The 17,219-nt window shown below is 56.1% G+C and carries 20 protein-coding genes and 1 pseudogene; 12 read left to right on the forward strand and 9 right to left on the reverse strand.

The window, feature by feature from the left end:
• Window positions 1-95: 95 nt before the first annotated feature.
• Both ykgO and GRI36_RS03960 read left to right on the forward strand, forming a co-directional pair.
• Entirely contained in the window at window positions 96-221 is a 126-nt protein-coding gene (gene ykgO, locus GRI36_RS03955; protein WP_007165381.1) for a type B 50S ribosomal protein L36, read from the forward strand.
• Between the two features lie 115 nt (window positions 222-336).
• Complete coding sequence (locus GRI36_RS03960) at window positions 337-948, forward strand: HAD-IA family hydrolase (protein ID WP_160597287.1); 612 nt, start codon at window positions 337-339, stop codon at window positions 946-948.
• Between the two features lie 101 nt (window positions 949-1,049).
• Here GRI36_RS03960 and GRI36_RS03965 read toward each other — a convergent pair whose 3' ends face one another.
• On the reverse strand, window positions 1,050-1,391 hold the full coding sequence (locus GRI36_RS03965; RefSeq protein ID WP_160597288.1) for a CC_3452 family protein: 342 nt from the start codon (window positions 1,389-1,391) through the stop codon (window positions 1,050-1,052).
• A 167-nt stretch (window positions 1,392-1,558) separates the two neighbouring features.
• Between GRI36_RS03965 and GRI36_RS03970 the strand changes: the two genes are divergently transcribed.
• The gene (locus GRI36_RS03970; protein ID WP_160597289.1) at window positions 1,559-2,104 is read left to right on the forward strand and encodes a winged helix-turn-helix transcriptional regulator; all 546 of its coding nucleotides are present in this window, start codon (window positions 1,559-1,561) and stop codon (window positions 2,102-2,104) included.
• Window positions 2,105-2,144: 40 nt separating this feature from the next.
• Here GRI36_RS03970 and GRI36_RS03975 read toward each other — a convergent pair whose 3' ends face one another.
• From GRI36_RS03975 to GRI36_RS03990, 4 genes are all read right to left on the reverse strand, one after another.
• A complete protein-coding gene (locus GRI36_RS03975) occupies window positions 2,145-2,582 on the reverse strand; it encodes a GtrA family protein (RefSeq protein WP_160597290.1) in 438 nt (145 codons plus the stop codon).
• Between the two features lie 26 nt (window positions 2,583-2,608).
• Window positions 2,609-3,295, reverse strand: a complete 687-nt coding sequence (locus GRI36_RS03980) for a ferritin-like domain-containing protein (protein WP_160597291.1) — start codon at window positions 3,293-3,295, stop codon at window positions 2,609-2,611.
• Window positions 3,296-3,430: 135 nt separating this feature from the next.
• Entirely contained in the window at window positions 3,431-4,927 is a 1,497-nt protein-coding gene (locus GRI36_RS03985; protein WP_235902158.1) for a spinster family MFS transporter, read from the reverse strand.
• 93 nt (window positions 4,928-5,020) lie between these two features.
• On the reverse strand, window positions 5,021-6,529 hold the full coding sequence (locus GRI36_RS03990) for a YifB family Mg chelatase-like AAA ATPase (RefSeq protein WP_160599039.1): 1,509 nt from the start codon (window positions 6,527-6,529) through the stop codon (window positions 5,021-5,023).
• Window positions 6,530-6,712: 183 nt separating this feature from the next.
• Between GRI36_RS03990 and GRI36_RS03995 the strand changes: the two genes are divergently transcribed.
• The 6 genes from GRI36_RS03995 to yihA all read left to right on the forward strand — a co-directional run bounded on the left by GRI36_RS03995 (window position 6,713) and on the right by yihA (window position 11,189).
• A complete protein-coding gene (locus tag GRI36_RS03995; RefSeq protein ID WP_202392113.1) occupies window positions 6,713-7,540 on the forward strand; it encodes an alpha/beta hydrolase in 828 nt (275 codons plus the stop codon).
• Window positions 7,541-7,622: 82 nt separating this feature from the next.
• The gene (rpmH, locus tag GRI36_RS04000) at window positions 7,623-7,757 is read left to right on the forward strand and encodes a 50S ribosomal protein L34 (RefSeq protein WP_160597292.1); all 135 of its coding nucleotides are present in this window, start codon (window positions 7,623-7,625) and stop codon (window positions 7,755-7,757) included.
• Window positions 7,758-7,992: 235 nt separating this feature from the next.
• On the forward strand, window positions 7,993-8,400 hold the full coding sequence (rnpA, locus tag GRI36_RS04005; RefSeq protein ID WP_328598345.1) for a ribonuclease P protein component: 408 nt from the start codon (window positions 7,993-7,995) through the stop codon (window positions 8,398-8,400).
• Window positions 8,401-8,452: 52 nt separating this feature from the next.
• On the forward strand, window positions 8,453-8,662 hold the full coding sequence (gene yidD / locus GRI36_RS04010; RefSeq protein ID WP_160597293.1) for a membrane protein insertion efficiency factor YidD: 210 nt from the start codon (window positions 8,453-8,455) through the stop codon (window positions 8,660-8,662).
• A gap of 71 nt (window positions 8,663-8,733) precedes the next feature.
• The gene (gene yidC / locus GRI36_RS04015; protein ID WP_160597294.1) at window positions 8,734-10,512 is read left to right on the forward strand and encodes a membrane protein insertase YidC; all 1,779 of its coding nucleotides are present in this window, start codon (window positions 8,734-8,736) and stop codon (window positions 10,510-10,512) included.
• The gene (yihA, locus tag GRI36_RS04020; RefSeq protein ID WP_160597295.1) at window positions 10,509-11,189 is read left to right on the forward strand and encodes a ribosome biogenesis GTP-binding protein YihA/YsxC; all 681 of its coding nucleotides are present in this window, start codon (window positions 10,509-10,511) and stop codon (window positions 11,187-11,189) included. The genes yidC and yihA overlap by 4 nt, the downstream gene beginning before the upstream one ends.
• An 81-nt stretch (window positions 11,190-11,270) precedes the next feature.
• On the opposite strand, the gene GRI36_RS04025 is transcribed toward yihA, so the two are convergent.
• The 3 genes and pseudogenes from GRI36_RS04025 to GRI36_RS04035 all read right to left on the reverse strand — a co-directional run bounded on the left by GRI36_RS04025 (window position 11,271) and on the right by GRI36_RS04035 (window position 13,895).
• Complete coding sequence (locus tag GRI36_RS04025; RefSeq protein ID WP_160597296.1) at window positions 11,271-12,461, reverse strand: acyl-CoA dehydrogenase family protein; 1,191 nt, start codon at window positions 12,459-12,461, stop codon at window positions 11,271-11,273.
• Window positions 12,462-12,753: 292 nt separating this feature from the next.
• Window positions 12,754-12,912: pseudogene (locus GRI36_RS04030) on the reverse strand (DDE-type integrase/transposase/recombinase); the annotation flags it as partial.
• Window positions 12,913-13,085: 173 nt separating this feature from the next.
• A complete protein-coding gene (locus GRI36_RS04035; protein WP_160597297.1) occupies window positions 13,086-13,895 on the reverse strand; it encodes a hypothetical protein in 810 nt (269 codons plus the stop codon).
• Window positions 13,896-14,124: 229 nt separating this feature from the next.
• Between GRI36_RS04035 and GRI36_RS04040 the strand changes: the two genes are divergently transcribed.
• Window positions 14,125-14,844, forward strand: coding sequence for a hypothetical protein (locus tag GRI36_RS04040; protein WP_160597298.1), 720 nt, complete (start codon window positions 14,125-14,127; stop codon window positions 14,842-14,844).
• A gap of 128 nt (window positions 14,845-14,972) precedes the next feature.
• Here GRI36_RS04040 and GRI36_RS04045 read toward each other — a convergent pair whose 3' ends face one another.
• The gene (locus GRI36_RS04045) at window positions 14,973-15,392 is read right to left on the reverse strand and encodes a VOC family protein (RefSeq protein ID WP_160597299.1); all 420 of its coding nucleotides are present in this window, start codon (window positions 15,390-15,392) and stop codon (window positions 14,973-14,975) included.
• Between the two features lie 263 nt (window positions 15,393-15,655).
• Here GRI36_RS04045 and GRI36_RS04050 point away from each other — a divergent pair, with 263 nt between their 5' ends.
• Both GRI36_RS04050 and GRI36_RS04055 read left to right on the forward strand, forming a co-directional pair.
• A complete protein-coding gene (locus GRI36_RS04050) occupies window positions 15,656-16,324 on the forward strand; it encodes a glutathione S-transferase family protein (RefSeq protein WP_160599041.1) in 669 nt (222 codons plus the stop codon).
• A complete protein-coding gene (locus GRI36_RS04055) occupies window positions 16,321-17,217 on the forward strand; it encodes a S1/P1 nuclease (protein WP_160597300.1) in 897 nt (298 codons plus the stop codon). Before GRI36_RS04050 ends, GRI36_RS04055 begins: the two co-directional genes overlap by 4 nt.
• The last annotated feature ends 2 nt before the right edge of the window (window positions 17,218-17,219 follow it).

Below are 17,219 nucleotides of genomic sequence, written 5' to 3' on the forward strand. Positions count from 1 at the left end.
CAACTTGACGCGAAGCGATTCGCACCCTACTTGCGCGCTTGAAATTCCGGCATCGGAGACCTGCTCCGGTGCCCTTCTTTTTGGAAAATAAGACCATGAAAATCCGCAACAGCCTTAAGTCGCTGAAGAACCGCCACCGTGATTGCCGCGTGATTCGCCGCCGCGGCCGGACATATGTGATCAACAAGACCAACCGCCGCTTCAAAGCCCGTCAGGGCTAATCAATAGCGCGGCCGACTGCGCGGATTGCGCGGTCGTTGAACAGAACCGGCCCGCCTCCTTACGGAGTGCGGGCCGTTGCTGTGTGAAATGCAGTCAATCGGTGAAGGGGCCCCGATGAACGATCAGCCAAATATAGTGGTGTTCGATGTGGGCAGGGTCATCGTTCAATGGGACATGCGGCTGCTATTCGCGAAGTTGATTGACGACAGGGAACAGCTTGACTGGTTTTTGGCCAATGTAGTGACCGAGGTGTGGCATATGCAGCATGATGCAGGCCGCCCGATTGTTGAGATGATAGAAGAGCGCTCAGCCCAGTTCCCCGAATATTCCGATCTGATCGAAGCTTATGGCGCACGGTTTCTTGAAACCATTCCGGCAAGGGTGCCCGGGACAGCCGAATTGATCGAGCGGTTGCACCTGCGTGGAGTTCCCTTGTTCGCGATTACCAATTTCGGGACTGATTTCTGGTCGCAATATCGCCCGACAGAACCGGTCTTCGACTTGTTTCGGGATATCGTCGTGTCCGGACATGAGGAAATGGTAAAGCCGCACCGGGCAATTTTTGATCTTGCCGAACGACGGTTCGAAGCGCCTGCCAGCGCGATGCTGTTTGTGGACGACAATGCGGCGAATATCGCAGCGGCAGATGCGCTGGGCTGGCACACGCACCACTTCGAAGACGCGCGCCGGCTAGAAGCGGAGCTGGTTTCCCTAGGGTTGCTGTAGCAGGCTGAAAAAAAAGGCCCCCGGCGTTCACCGGAGGCCTTTGGAGGGCACCCTGCCGATTGGCGGACAGGGCGGGGGTTGAGTCCGTTATTGAAGGCAGGTTATCCGTTACATTTTGCTAGTTCGTCATCAGAAAAGGCTTCGCCGCTGGCAGTGAAGCTGGTTACTGCGCCCGTTTCACGCACGAGTTGCTTGCAAATATTAATTGGGCGTGAGTTGTTCTTCGCCGCAATGCAGCGCGTTTCATCGCAGCGCCAAACCATTCCGCGTGCAACGACCCGGGCTTCCTGCGTTGGTGCAGCAAGCTCGGCGATGTAATAGACAGGCTGTGTTTTGGCCTGGACGGGCGCAGGCGTGACAGCCACACCGAACGTGAAGACGGTATAGAGCAGCGCGAGCGTGATGGCGCTGAAATTGCGGAAGATCGAGGAGGAGAGGGTCATCGTCTTTTTCCTTTGTTGAGTGACAGATTTTCAAGAACCAGTTGCTATTTACAACCAGTTGCGAATCACTACCTAGTTGAGTAAGTAGTGAGTTGCAACTGAAAACTTAGTTTCAGTTTTGCGCCTGCTGGAAAGCGCGTTATGGTGATTTGTAAGAGAGGCATGAAATGGGCGATTTACGCGAACCACTGAAAGAACTGACGAGCTGCGGCTTGCCTGAAGCTTTGGAAGTCATGGGCGAACGCTGGTCATTTATGATTCTACGCGCCAGCTTTAACGGCTTGCACCATTTTGAAGAGTTTCTGACCGAGCTGGGTATTGCCCGCAACATCCTGTCAAACAGGCTGGCGAAGCTTGTCGAACACGGGATTTTGAACCGCGAACCTTGCCCTGATGACAAACGCCGGATCGAATACCGGCTGACGGAAAAGGGTTTTGATCTTCTCCCGGCGATGCTGTCGCTGCGCCAATGGGGCCAAAAATACGGTGTCGAGATTGAGGAGAATCCGGTGCTTGTAGATCAAGCTGATCGGCTGCCAATTGGCCCCGTATCAATCCTCGCGCATGACGGGCGGATCTTGGGGCCGCAAGATTTGTGGCTCACAGAACCCGAAAATGTAGGGCTTCGTGCTGACGGCTCGCGTGCCAAGTCGGGCAAGGTAATCGGGATTGGTGACATTGCGGCCGCGCGAAAGGCACAAGCTGCGCAATAGGCTGGTTACGCCCTAAACTTGGAGAACTATAGCCGGCGAATTAAACCCGGCGAAAATTCCAGACTGCATTGAGCACAAAGACAATCAGTCCAGCGAACACCGACACGATTATTCTTGCCACAAGATAATTGATCGACGTCCATTCTAACAGCGCGGCATACAGGCCCATGGTCACCAATAGGCCTACTCCGCCATTTACCAGAAACAGCGCGTAGCCAGCGGCAAGTGCGCGCTCGGTCCCGCGGAAAATCCAGCTTCTTCCAAGCAGATAGTGCAGACTGTTTGCGGTCACAAAGCCAATCCCGGCTGCGATGACTTCATCCATCCCGCCCTTTTGCACTAGCACCCACAGCACGCCCAAGCCAATGATGAACACACCCGTGCTCACCACCGTGTTGCGCACCAGCATCCCGCCGGTCTTGGCGGAAAACAGCCTAGCCCACAGGCCTCGCCGGATAGGATCGGAGGGGTCGGTCATGAGCGGATCTGGCGGCGGCCAGTGGCTTAGGTACTTACAGTGCTCAAGGCACCGCGCCGGTCGGGATCAAGCTCTGCGCTATCCGCCCAATCCTCGCGCCGTTTCATAAACGGATTGAGGAACAGAACCGGCAATTTCAAGAAAAGCAGTTCGGAATGGACAAATCCATCGACCATCCGCTCCCACCATTTCGGGTCACGTTTTGCATGGGCCTTGAGCCAACCGTCATAGGGTGCCCAATGACTTGGCTCGTCGCGGTGAATGATTTTGAAAATCTTGGTCAATGCACGGTCGCCAAGCACAAACCGGTTCTTGAGCAAAATCTCGACCTGCTTGAACCCGCGCTTCTCGGTCAATGAAATTATCCGGCACATCCGTTCAAATAGCTCGTCACGATTGATAACTTCTTGCGTGTCGAGATTGTCGATCGTCTTGCCGAACATAATCTCGATGAAGCGGTCGATGTGGCCAAATGCGCGGTCAAGCGCGAGCGGCTTTGTTCCGCGCAATTCGAACCAGCGCTTGAACATCACATAATGTTTGCGCTCGTCCGCACGGTGCTGTTCTATCGCGGCGATCAGCTGGGTATCTTCAGGAGAGCGTACCTTTACCGCATCCAGCACACGGTCAATCGCGGTGTAGCCGCGATGCTCGTTATAGATGTAAATCGATCCGAGCAGATCGAGATAGCGGCTTCCAAACCATACAATCATCGGACGTTCCTTTTGGGGGATGCTGACTGGCGCAATATAATGCTCCCCAAGCGCGCCAACCCACATGCTTAATCCCGCTTTACACCACTCTGCTGTGAATGTCGCCTTGACGGTTACCGCATCCGTGCGGAGCAGCTACCTGCCCATGTCGCGCTGGATCGTCCGGCTTGCCATATAAAAGTGGAAGATCGACCACAAATACAGACATTTGAATATGATCATGGACCACTGCAACCCATCCGCATTGGCGGTGTCACAAGCGGTTTGTGCGGCAGCGTTTATTCCGGTTGCTTTGCACGCTTCCAAACTGAGCGTGGGATCAATTCCCGAAAGGAACGTCGCGTTCAGAATTGTCGACAAAGCGCCGATCAGCGGCGGCCCCAAGCCATAGCCGAGCAAATTCACGATGAACAAAGTTACGGCAACCGAGGTGGCCCGCATCCGGCTGTCCACCACGCCGCTCGGCACAGCGTATAAGGGGCACAAATAGGTATAAAGCAGCATCTGCCCGACCATCATCAGCGGCACCGCAAGCCACAAGGATTCTGCCAGATAGCCGACCACATGCATCGGGATCACGCCCATCAAGGCGAACATCGGAATAAAGGCCAATGCCTTGGGGAAGCGCTCCGCATATTTGTCGGCAAGGAAGCCTGACATGTATGTGCCAATCGAAGCCATCACCGCCAGCGCCATCGCGATTTTCACCGATGCGTCGAAAATCGACATTTCATGCGTCCGGATCAGGAATGAAACGAAAAACTGACCCACTCCGTAATTGACGAAGGACGCGATGGTGACACCCATAGTGACATGCCAATAAGATGGCTTCTTGGCCAAAATCTTGAGGACCTCGCCGAAGCCGACTTGCTCCTTATTCTGCATATGTGCTGGATCAGTATAGCCGCGTGGCGGCTCCTTGATGGTCATTTTCACGATCATGGCGACGATAATGCCTGGGACCCCGACCACCACAAACGCCACCCGCCAGCCTTCGATATTCTGCCAATCGAGCGCGTTTGCTGCCCAGGTCCAACCCCAATCGGCGAGCATCGCTCCGACAATCGGACCATCGAGGCTGCCGACCACATATCCGCCGAAAACATAGGCGACCATACCGCCAAGCGGGATACCGAGCGCATAGACCGAGACTGCTGTCGAACGTTCCTTCGGCACGAAATAATCGGCAATGATAGAGTTTGCTGGCGGCGAACAACCTGCTTCACCGATGCTGACCCCGATCCGGAAAATAAACAGTGCGATGAAGCTGGTCGCAAATCCGCACAAAGCCGTCATCAGGCTCCACAAGGCAACCGATCCGGCGATTATCCAGACGCGGTGATGTTTTTCGGAAAAGCGCGCAATCGGAATGCCCACAAACGTATAGAGAATGGCAAATGCCGGTCCGCCAAGCAGACCCATCTGCCAATCCTCAACGCCGAACGATTCTTTGATCGGCTCGGTTAGAATATTGATGATCGTACGGTCGATGAAATTGAAAATATAGACCGTCAGCAACATCCCCAGGATGTATTTCCGGTAATTCTTGGTGCCATAGCCTGTTTCCGGGCTGCCACCAGTACCAGACACGCTATGCGTACCAGACACGCTATGCGCGGTCGCTTCGGTCAAATTCGTTCTCCCAAACGGTTTCCCCGACTGTTTGCCAATCGCGAGACTGGGCGCACGATAGCCGATTCTCTCGCATTGTATATTGCGTTGTATTCAAGCCCTGGGGGCTTGTCGCCGGTAGCTCAGCGCCTCTGCCACATGGATTCGGGTGACCTCCTCCGATCCAGTCAAATCTGCTACGGTTCGCGCCACCCGCAGCATGCGGGTATAGGCCCGTGCAGACAGACGCATTCTTTCAGCGGCTTGAAAAAGCAGTTTTTTGCCATCCTCGTCAGGTGTGGCGAACTTCTCAAGCCCATCCCCTTCCAATTCGGCGTTGGTGCGTGCGCCGGTTTGATCGAAGCGTGAGGTCTGGATAGCTCGGGCTCTGGCTACTCTTGCGCCGACCTCTGCGCTGCCCTCTGCTGGAGGGGGCAAAGCCAGATCCATTGCGCTGACCGGATCGACATCGACATGCAAATCAATCCTGTCGAGCATCGGGCCACTGACTTTGCTCTGGTAATCAATTGCGCATTTGGGTGCGCGCGAGCAGGCTAAGGCTGGGTCACCCAAATGACCGCAGCGGCACGGGTTCATCGCCGCAATCAGCTGGACCCGTGCAGGAAATGTAACATGCGCATTGGCGCGTGCGACATCAACTTTGCCGGTCTCAAGCGGCTGACGCAGCGAATCAAGCACAGCGCGCTGGAATTCGGGTAGTTCGTCGAGAAACAACACGCCCAAATGCGCGAGGCTGACCTCGCCCGGTTTCACTTTTAACCCTCCTCCCGTCAGCGCTGCCATGCTGGCAGAATGGTGCGGCGCGCGAAACGGGCGGGCGCGGCTGATCCGTCCGCCTTCCAGCGTTCCAGCGACCGACTGGACCATTGACACTTCGAGCGCTTCGGGTGGGGTCAGCTCAGGCAAAATTCCGGGAAGGCAGGAGGCAAGCAGGCTTTTGCCAGCACCCGGGGGGCCATTCATCAGCAGATTATGCCCGCCAGCAGCAGCAATTTCGAGTGCCCGCTTCGCAGTCTCCTGCCCCTTCACTTGCTTTAGATCCGGCCCCGGCACAGGCGCTTCTACATCGCCGGGCACCGGTTCGGGCAATTGCGAAGTGCCTTTGAGATGATTGAGCAGGCTGATCAGATCGGGCGCGGCGCAAATCGGTATGCCGCTGGCCCAGCGCGCCTCGGCCCCTTGCGCCGCCGGACACATCAGACCAGCTTCTTCCTCGCTCGCGTGGATTGCAGCCAATAGCACGCCCGGCGAAGGCACCACCCGGCCATCAAGCGCCAGTTCACCAACGGCAATCCAGTCGGTCAATTGCTCAGCATCGGTCACTCCCATCGCGGCGAGCAGTGCAAGCGCAATGGGCAAATCATAATGTGATCCTTCTTTTGGAAGGTCGGCTGGCGATAGATTGATGGTGATCCGCTTTGGCGGCAGCGATAGGCCCATCGCGGCCAGCGCGCTTTGCACGCGCTCGCGACTTTCGCCGACGGCCTTGTCTGCCAGGCCGACTATATTAAAACGCGGCAAGCCGGGTGCGACCTGGCACTGCACCTCGATTGCGCGTGCCTCTAACCCGAGATAAGCGACCGTCCGAACCAATGCGACCACGCGCATTACCCCACAAATTAACTGGTCCTCACCGCCAATGCCTGTGGCGGGAAAGCCGTGCGATGTCGAGGGGTTAGCGAGCAACAGGCGGCAATCATTATCAAATATAAAGTATATCCGGCAACAATTTTGCAACCCTATCGCTTATCGAATGCCAAAGAGACCGTCCGGTAATGAAACGCCATGCGCATCGTCATTGCTCTTCTCATTGCACTTACAACTCTGTTTGCCGCCCCCCTCGCGGCTCAGGTGTTGTCGGTTGAGACCTACGTTGAGGAATGGGATAATGCGCAGCAGAAGTGGGTGCGTATCGAGGATGGTGCGCACCGGCTGGCAACCGGACCAGCTGCAGCGCCGCGAGCGCAGGCTGCCGCAGCGATTGCCAGCTACGGCCCGTTCCGCGTAATTGACCAGGGTTACGCGGAATTGGTCGGGGTCACCAACCGCGCATCACCAGCCGATTTCGCCGAAATGCTCAGCGCCCATCCAGACATAAAAGTGCTCAGCCTCGTGGAGGCGCCTGGCACCGATGATGACCGTGCCAATATGCGCGTAGGCCGGATGATCCGAGCGGCTGGCATTGCAACCTATGTCCCGCGCGGCGGTTCTGTGCGTTCGGGCGCGGTGGAGTTGTTTCTTGCAGGCGCCGACTGGCGAATCGATGATGGCGCAGAATTTGCGGTTCATTCATGGATTGATGGGCAAGGCCGCCAGCCACAGGATTTTGCATTGAATGCTGGCCCCAACCGGATGTATCTCGATTACTACCGTGAGATGGGTATGGGCGTGTCACGGGCGAAGGCTTTCTACGCCATGACCAATTCGGTTGGCTTCCGCGACGCCAAATGGTTGAACGCGCGGGATATGCGCGGCTGGCTGGGTTTGGAGGCTCCTGTAGAAGGCGCGGCACCGGCCGCGATTGCTGACGCGGATTATGCCATTCCTGTGCAGACGAAATTAGAAGCCGCGCCGCTCATGGCATATCTTGACTTGGACGCTTTGCTGCCTTAATTGCGCGCTCCATACAGGCGGTCGCCATTTACGGGCGGCCCTTTTTATTTGTATTTCCAGATTTTCGATTAGTGGTGTTATCATGAAGCGTACATTCCAGCCTAGCAATCTCGTGCGCGCCCGTCGCCACGGTTTCTTCGCCCGCAAGGCAACTGTCGGCGGCCGTAAGATCCTGCGCGCGCGCCGTGCACGTGGCCGTAAAAAGCTTTCTGCCTGATTTGATCTAGAGGCCTCAAGCGCCGGCGCTCACGTCCGTTCGCTTAGGCTTCCGCGCTAACCGCGCGTCGGGCAGTCACCCTCTGGCTGCCGCGACCGAGCATATTGGTCGAATTTTGCTAGCTTGAAGTGATTCGGTTCACGACCAGTGACCGCAAGGCCGACTGGCCGCCCGAGCTTGTGCGAGTAAGCCGAGGCTGCAGATGTGGCCGACCGGCGTTTGAGGGACAAAAAACGTGACCAACTCTTCAAGCCCCTCCAAACCCACTGTCATTTCGCAGCGCCGCGATTTTCTTGCGGCCAATTCGGGTTTGCGCGTGGCACGGCCCGGCTTTGTACTGCTGGCGCGGCCCAATGGTGAATTGGGCAAGCGTTACGGCATCACCATCACCAAACGAATCGGTAATGCAGTTGTCCGCAATCGGATGAAGCGGCGCTTTCGTGAATTGTTATGGGATGCGTTGCCCGGTGAAGGTTTGCCCAATCACGATCACATACTGATTGGCCGCGAAGGCGGCGTTGAGCGGGATTTTGCCGCCATGCGCGCCGAATTATCCGGCGCGCTTCGCCGCGCTGCCGAGGGTAAGGGCGACCCACCGCGCAGGCGTGGCTCCAATCGACCAAGGAAGGGTAACCGCCGATGAGCGGTGCAAGCTGCGCCTCGATTTTGCCTCAAGCAAACCTATCTAACCACTAGTGAGGACTATTTTCATCTGGATTGCCCGGTTGTGGCAGCTTGGTCCGTCGCGGATTTTGCCGCCGACTTGTCGCTTTGCGCCGACGTGCAGCGAATACGCGATTCAGGCACTTGGTAAATACGGTGCAATCAAGGGTGGATGGTTGGCGCTTAAGCGTATATTGCGCTGCCATCCGTGGGGGGGACATGGGCATGATCCGGTTCCCTGACATGACTCAGACATAATGCGCTGATGTGCGGCAACGCACGATCAGACAGACACAGAATACGGAATTAGACCTTGGATAATCAGCGTAATTTTCTGCTCTTCGTCGTGTTATGCGGCCTGATTCTGGTCGGATGGAACGGGGCCATGAACTGGTTCTATCCCCAACCGACCGAGGTAGCCCAAACAATCGAAGTTTCTTCAGCAACCGACGCAGAACCGGCAACGGTCGCCAAGACCCGCGAAGGAGGCCTGACCGATCCCGCCGCAATCGCTCAGGAAGAAGCTGATCTGGAAACAAGTTTGGTGGCTGCCGAACGGGTGAAAATCTCAGCGCCCGAAGTCACGGGCTCAATCAACCCGGTTGGCGCGCGGATCGATGATATTACGCTGACCACACACCGCGAAGAAGTGGACAAGGATAGCGGCCCGGTCCGGATATTCTCCCCCGCAGGCACTCCGGCGCAGCAATATGCGCAGTTCACTTGGGTGGGCGAAGGTGTGAAGGTCCCTACCAATGCAACTGTTTGGCAGGCTGAAGGCGGTCCGCTGTCTCCCACCGCGCCGGTAACGCTGACTTATGACAATGGCGAAGGCCAGTTGTTCACCATTCTGCTCACGATTGATGATCACTATATGATCACTGCCGAGCAGACGATTGCCAACACCAGCGCGGGACCGATCGTGGTCAATGCCCGTGCTGGCATCGTCCGCACGAGCAACACCGCCAGCCTTGATACATGGAATGTCCACTCCGGCCCGATTGGTAATTTTGGCGAAGCGGTGCAGTTCGGTCCCGATTATGACGATTTGGCGGAGGACGCATCAGAAGGCACAACCGAAGGCCGCGCGGCGTGGCTGGGCTTTACTGATATCTACTGGTTGTCGGCGTTGATCCCGCAAGAGAAAAGCGACGTTGCCACCGATTTCCGCTCGCTTGGCAATGATCTGTTCGTCGCCCGGATGACCTATCAGCCGGTGACTGTTGCTGCTGGCAAGCAAGTCACTCGCACCACCCAATTGTTCGCCGGTGCAAAAGAAACCCAAGTCCTCGACATGTATGAGGAAGCTGGCGTTTCCAAATTCGGCAAGGCAATCGATTGGGGCTGGTTCTCGATGATTGCATGGCCGATCTGGTGGTTGCTGACGCATCTGTTTGCCTTGGTCGGCAACTTTGGTGTCGCGATTATCCTGATGACCTTCCTGATCCGGCTCGTGCTGTTCCCCATCGCGCAAAAACAATTCGCATCGATGGCGGCGATGAAGGCGATCCAGCCAAAGATGAAGGCGATTCAGGAACGCTACAAAGATGATAAGCAGGAACAGCAAAAGAAGATCATGGCGCTGTATAAGGAGGAGAAGGTCAATCCGCTCGCGGGTTGTATGCCGATCCTGATCCAGATCCCAATTTTCTTCGCGCTGTATAAAACGCTGATTCTGGCAATTGAAATGCGCCACCAGCCATTCGTGCTGTGGCTGAAGGATTTGTCCGCGCCCGATCCCGCGCATATCCTCAACCTGTTCGGGGCCTTGCCGTTTGAAGTGCCTGCGCTGATCGCGATCGGCCCGCTCGCTGTACTGCTGGGTATCACTATGTGGCTGACATTCCGCATGAACCCGACTGCGATGGACCCGATGCAGAAGCAAATCTTTGCGATCATGCCATGGATGCTGATGTTTGTGATGGCCGGGTTCGCCTCGGGCCTGCTGCTTTACTGGGTCACTAACAACGTGCTCACTCTGGCACAGCAAACCTATCTCTATTCGCGTCACCCGCAATTGAAAGCGGCGGCGGAGAAAGAGAAGGCGGATAAGGAACTCACCGACGCGCGTGATGCCAAGGGTAAAGCATGAGCAAAGCGCTAAGCCCTGAAGAACTGGACGCGCAGGAAGAAGCCCACCGGGCCGAACTGACCAGGCGGGCGGCAAAGCTGTTTTCTGGACGGGTCGAATTCCTGCTGTCTGCCCCGCAGCTGAAATTCCTGCCTGAACCGACCGTGCCCGAAATTGCTTTTTGCGGACGTTCCAATGTTGGAAAATCCAGCCTGCTTAACGCGATTACCGGGCGCAAGGCGATTGCACGCGCATCGGTAACTCCGGGGCGGACGCAGGAATTGAACTTCTTCGAAGTTGGTGAACCGACCTTGTTCCGCCTCGTCGACATGCCGGGCTATGGCTATGCCAAAGCGCCGCTGGCGGTGGTCGAGAAGTGGAAGAAGCTGATCAAGACCTATCTGCGCGGGCGGCAGGTTCTGAACCGTACGCTGATGCTGGTTGATAGCCGCCACGGGCTTAAAGATGTCGACCGCGACATGATGGCGATGCTGGATGAAACAGCGGTGAGTTACCGCGTCGTCTTAACCAAAGCGGACAAGATCAAGGCCAGCGCATTGGATGCGGTTGTCGCTGCGACCGCTGAAGAAATGGCCAAGCATCCAGCAGCTTTTCCCGAGATGCACATCACCAGCGCGGAAAAAGGCATGGGCATCGCGGAACTGAGGGCTGCGGTGCTAGGGGATGCGGGGGTTTAGGCTTCGTTTGATTGCGTTTCGTTACACTCGCAGTGACGCGGATCCAGTGTGTCGATTAGCTCGCAAATAAATTCTCTATACTCATAATCCCAGCACGTGTTTCGCAATAATGTTACGCTGAATTTCATTTGTGCCGCCATAAATGCTTTGCGCGCGGGCGCCGAAATATGTGGCGACACCGGGTGCAGCGAAAGCGGCATTGCCTGTCCATTCAGGACTGACACTATCGGCGAATTTGCGGTTTCCATGTTCGGCGGCGGCGACCACGAACAGGCTGGTGATTTCCTGCGCAATCTCGGTTGCCATGATTTTCAGGATCGAGGCTTCATTGCCAGGTGCGCCGCCATCTTTGACCGAACACAATACGCGCAGAGTGGTAATCTCCAGTGCATCAACCTTGATTTGCGCAGAACTTAACCGCGCGGCAAAGGCATTGTCATCGATAAGACGCTGATTGCCGCCGGTCGGTATTTGCGAGGCGATGGAGCGGATGCCGGCCAATTGAGCGCGCTTGCCGCCGATCCGGGCATAGGATGTCCGCTCGTTTCCGAGCAGATATTGCGAATAGGTCCAGCCCTTGCCTTCTTCGCCGATGCGATTTGACACTGGCACGCGCACATTTTCGAAATCGCATTGGCTGAGGTGATATTTGCCATCGATCGAAATGATCGGCTTTACCGTCACGCCCGGCAGGTCCAGCTCCGCACAAATGAAGGTAATGCCGAGCTGCTTCTTTGCTTCCTGCGAAGTCCGCGTCAGCAGAAAGATCCAGTCAGCGTGATTCGCGGCGGAGGTCCAGATTTTGGTCCCGTTGAGCACATACTCATCTCCCTCGCGCAAAGCGGAAAATTGTAGCGATGCCAGATCGGAGCCTGCTTCGGGCTCGCTATAGCCTTGTGCCCAGCCAACCGAACCATCGGCGATACCGGGCAGCCAGCGGGCCTGCTGTTCCTCGCTGCCGAAGGTGTAGAGGACCGGCCCGACATAAACGACGCCCATCGGGGTGACGGTGGGCGCGCCCGCGCGCTCCAGTTCCTCGTCGAAAATATATTGTTCCTCGATACCCCAACCGGGGCCGCCATGTTCTTTGGGCCATGCGCTGGCCAGCCAGCCCTTTGCGCCCAGCGCCATTTCAGCCTTGCGCACTTCCGGCGTGGTCAGACTGGCTCCGCTAGCCACCTTTGCCAGAATGTCTTTGGGATAGTCCCGTTCGAAAAAGGACCGGATCTTTTTGCGGAATTCGAGCAGCTTCGGATCAAAATCGAGGTTCATAATTCCGGTCCATTCGTGGTTGGATGCAAGTTCATGCGGCCAAGGTTAGTGAAATGCGCAAAGTCCACATCCTGCTCGTCACTTGTCTGACAGGATATGAGATACTCATGCAAAGAGCAAAGGCTGACTTGCCGATTATTCGGCGAAAAGCGGACAGTCGGCTAACGACCCAATTGCGGACATTCGCCACTGGTGCGATTACCGCCCTAGGTGCTGTCAGCCTAATCGCAACTTGTCTCCGATTGGCGGAGATACCCCCTACCCAAGCGCCAGTTCAGGCCATGAGGTTCTAAAGCGATTTCATTTGTCGAAACCGCAGCATTGCTCGCTCTCTTCGTCGAAATGGAAGGTGTGAATTCTCGGCTCGATTGTTCAGCCAGCGGCCCATCTCGCGGCGCTTGATATTCCCGAGACTACGCATCGCCGCAGGATAGGATTTCAAGCCATTGGTTGCGAACCTAAATCATCACGACCTGCCGCATGATCTCGGGCGTTGAGTTGAAATATCGAAACGGATTGCTGGGTTTGCGGGGTCGGGGCACGGACCTGCCCCACCCTCGCCCGCCCGCTTTTCAATCAGGTGCGTTTGCTTTGACAGCACCAAACGGAGCTACATGAACCAATTCAACTACCGGTTTGAGCGTCAATATCTGCGGCGATAAGACCGAACAGCGAAGACACGGCATCACCGACCCTTGGTTGCTTTTCCAGTTCCGGAGAGATCACCCAGTTAAGAGGCAAGTATCCATTCACAGGTTCGATTTCTGTCACGCGCCCTTCGACAATGTGCTCGGCTCGATCAATCAGGCCGTCATGATCACTGTCATATACCCAGGCCGTAGCGTCCTCTTCCGGAAATCCGTCGCCATCCATGTCGATCATTCCGACCACTCTTATGTCGAAACCACCATCTGCGTTTGAATCGATCCCGTGTTGATGCCACCAGAATAGCCCGCCGCTGCTGGTCATTGCAGTACCACCGTAGAACACGATCCAATCCGGCTCACCATCACCACTCAGGTCGAAATAGGCTCCGAAATCCTGAGAGTTCTTGTTGCCGCCACGGGGATAGAGGACGAAAAACTCTCCCGAGCCGTCCTCATCCCGGTCTTCGATCAGGAAATTGGATCTCTCCAGACTTTTCGAAGGCGCGTCGAACAAAGTCCTGCGACTGGTCGGCCGCCGCCAGAAGCGGTCAAAAAGCTCGCTCATTGCACGATAGGTCGACCATCTCCGATCAGCCTCAAAGGGGCCGTATCGGTCGATTGTCCTGGCCTCGAAACGAGAAAGGCCAGAGTTGTCGTCCGAGCTCGACACGACAGAATTTTCTCGAGCGTTTGCAGAAGCTTGAAAACCCGCCACGTTGAGCAATGCCGCAAGCGAGAGCAGCGGATAGCTAAAGACTTTCCCAAGATTTGTACGCTTCCAGGCCATTGCAGCTGCATTCACTAGTCTAGAACAAGTGTCATTGATCGCTATCAACTCCCGATGCCCTCACTCGGTGTATCAAGTTTCAGCCTCGGTTGGCTGGATCGGAGGGAGCGTCATGGAAATTTGTCCACGCCCGAGCATACTGCGAGAAACAAGGTGGCAAATAGCAGGCGTCGGTGGTGCGCTGGCAATTGTTGCTGCATGCGCTGTCCCTCTGTGGTCGGGGCAGCTAATGGCCCGCGAGATAGCGGAAACAGGCTTGGCAGAGGATGTCTATGCCTCAAGCCTCGCCGAGACAGATAGACGGCCCCGCCAAACGTCGCCCAGTTCTGAAATCACGTCGGAACGGGCACTGGAAATTCCCGCCGATATGTTGGCGCAGAGTTATCTCATCACGAAAACCCGCCTCGCAGTTCTTGCGATGGTTCAGGATACCGACATCGAAATGGTCACGCCTGAGGGTAGGATCGATCAATCCAATTCCGGCACTTTCCGACAGATTTTCGAGCATCGGCTTTCTGTCTATAGGGAAACAATCGAGCAAAGAGGTTATCCAAGTGACTTGGCTGGTGAATATTCAGTCCAGACCGTCACATCATCTTGTGCGTCTTCCGGGTCGATGCTCTTTGCCGGGGCCTCTGAAGCAATATTCGCTAAGCTCACAATCACCCAAGCTGGCTTCGAGATCACCCTTACCGGAACCGTGGCAGCCAATCACGCAGAGGGGCTAAGAGAAGATTTCGACTTGCCATTTGAAGGCGTGGTGGTCGAACACTCATTGGCCTTCACCGATTTTGCAAACAGCGACCTATTTTACCTTGGTGAAGTTGTTGAGGGCACAATCGAGATCAGACCCGATCCTGCGGTCTTGGATAGCTGGCCAGCTTGGGCATCCCCACCTCGAAGGAAGGATCTCGAAAACTGCTTGTTGGTTTTGAGGCGCGACCAATGAGTTGCTGAAGTGTCCGCTGTCCACCTCAGAATCGGATTGAGCAACAAGTCCTTCAATTTGACAACAGCAGACGGCCCAGCAGTCTATGAGCAGAGCCTCTCGGGCTTCGCTAAACGCCCCAACAACAGCTAAGTCGCAAACAGCATTGCATCATCTGCAAAGGCTTTCATCTCCAGCGCATTGCCCGATGGATCGCGGAAAAACATTGTCGCTTGCTCGCCCGGTTTGCCTTTGAAACGGATGGTTGGTTCAATTTCAAACCGTGTGCCAGCGGCTCGTAACCGTTCCGCCAGCGCCTCCCAGTCCTGCATCGTCAGGACAATGCCGAAATGCGGGACGGGGACGCCGTGGCCATCGACCGGGTTCTTGGCCGCATCTTCGCTGGCGCTTTCGACCAGATGCGTCACGATCTGGTGGCCGTAGAATTTGAAGTCTATCCACTGCGCGGAGGACCGCCCCTCGGGGCATCCGAGAACGCCGGCATAGAATGCGCGGGCTGCAGCGAGGTCGTTGACGGGAAAGGCGAGGTGGAACGGGCGAAGCGTCATAACTTAATAATACCACCTTCGTCATTTGCGCGAAAGCAGGAACATAACCACATTTTCCTACAACGTTGGAAATCGCCATATCGTCGCCGATGGAAATGACCGAATCCCGCAAGATGCTCGACGCCTATATCAGGGCGCTAAGGAAGCCTGCGAATGCGAGAGTCTTTAGCTTGAAGCCTGTTCCATGTGTTCCAGACGTTCAGTCTCGACAGCGAAAGGATGAACGCTTACTGCGCCAGTCAGGTGGCAATAAGGTGGAATTGATGAAGCTGATCATCGGTAACAAGAATTATTCAAGCTGGTCGCTCCGCGGTTGGTTGGCCATGAAGCAATCGGGCCTGCATTTTGACGAAATCATCGTCAATATCGGCGGCGAGGAATGGGCCACAGCCAAACGCGAGTCGGGCGAAATAATGCCCGCTGGCAAGGTTCCGATCCTGTGGGACGGCGAGGCGGTCATTTGGGACAGTCTAGCGATCATGGAATATTGCGGCGACAAGATTGGCCGCGATCGTTTCTGGCCCAAAGACGACACAGCGCGCGGCATGGCCCGTTCAATGGTGGCCGAAATGCACAGCGGATATATGGCACTGCGTAGCGAATGTCCGATGAATATGCGGCGGCGGTTCGCAGGTTTCGCAATCTCTGATGACGCCAAGCAGGATATCGTCCGCATCCTGACGCTGTGGGCAGAGGCACGTGCTCGTTATGGGCACGGCGGCCCATATCTGTTCGGTACATTCGGCGCGGCGGACATCTTCTACGCTCCGATTGTCAGCCGGTTTCTGACATACGGAATCGGCGTTCCCGGCTTCGCCGAAGCCTATATGGAGGCGGTGTGGGAACAGGAATGGATGCAGCAATGGCTGGCCGGTGCAGAGGACGAACAGTGGGTCCTGGAACAATACGAGACGGGCGAGTCCGCAAAATGAACGGTGCTAAAGCTTTTTTCGGTTTGTTTGCTGCATTGGCTTTGATGGTGAGCGGGATGCTGCCAGCGCCGGTAATGGCATGGGGCGGTTATGGCCACCGCACCACTGGCGAAATTGCGCTTGCCAATGTGAAGCCCGAGACCCGCGCTGCGATTGAGCGGCTGCTGCTCAACGAGCAAGCGCTTGGCACTCCCGAATGTCCGCTGGCGTCGCTGCAGGATGCCACGGTCTGGCCCGATTGTGTACGCAGGACACGTTGGCGTTGGGGCTACACCGCAGCTTGGCATTACCGCACTACACCGATTTGCGAGGCGTATAATCCGCGCGCAAATTGCAGCGGCGGCAATTGTGTCACTGCGCAAATTGAACGGAATCAGCGGTTACTTGCAGATGAAAGCTTGCCTGCTCCAATCCGCTTGGAAGCGCTGGCATTCATGGTTCATTTTGTCGGCGACATTCACCAACCGCTCCATTCAGGCGATAAGGATGACCGCGGCGGGAATGACCGCCGCACGGCCTATGGCATCGTTCCCAATATGAACATGCATTGGATTTGGGACGGCGCACTGGCCGAACGGGCGATTACGTCAACCGATGGACCAATGGTCCGGGCCTATAGTGCCGAAGAACGCGCCGAATATGGTGGCGGAACTGCGGCAGATTGGGGCCGCGAAAGCTGGCAGACAGCACGCGATTTTGTCTATCGGACTGCGTTCGATACAGACCCATGCGCCAGCGAATTGCCTAATGAAACCGCTTTGACGCAGGAAGACATCGTGGAAGCTGTACCAATAGCCCAGCGCCGGATCCGGCAGGCGGGCTTACGAATGGCTGCACTGTTAGACGACGCCTTCGCACCGGGTCCATTGCCCGAACCTGAAAGAAGCCGCTAAGC

This window comes from Pontixanthobacter gangjinensis (assembly GCF_009827545.1).
Lineage (GTDB): Bacteria > Pseudomonadota > Alphaproteobacteria > Sphingomonadales > Sphingomonadaceae > Pontixanthobacter > Pontixanthobacter gangjinensis.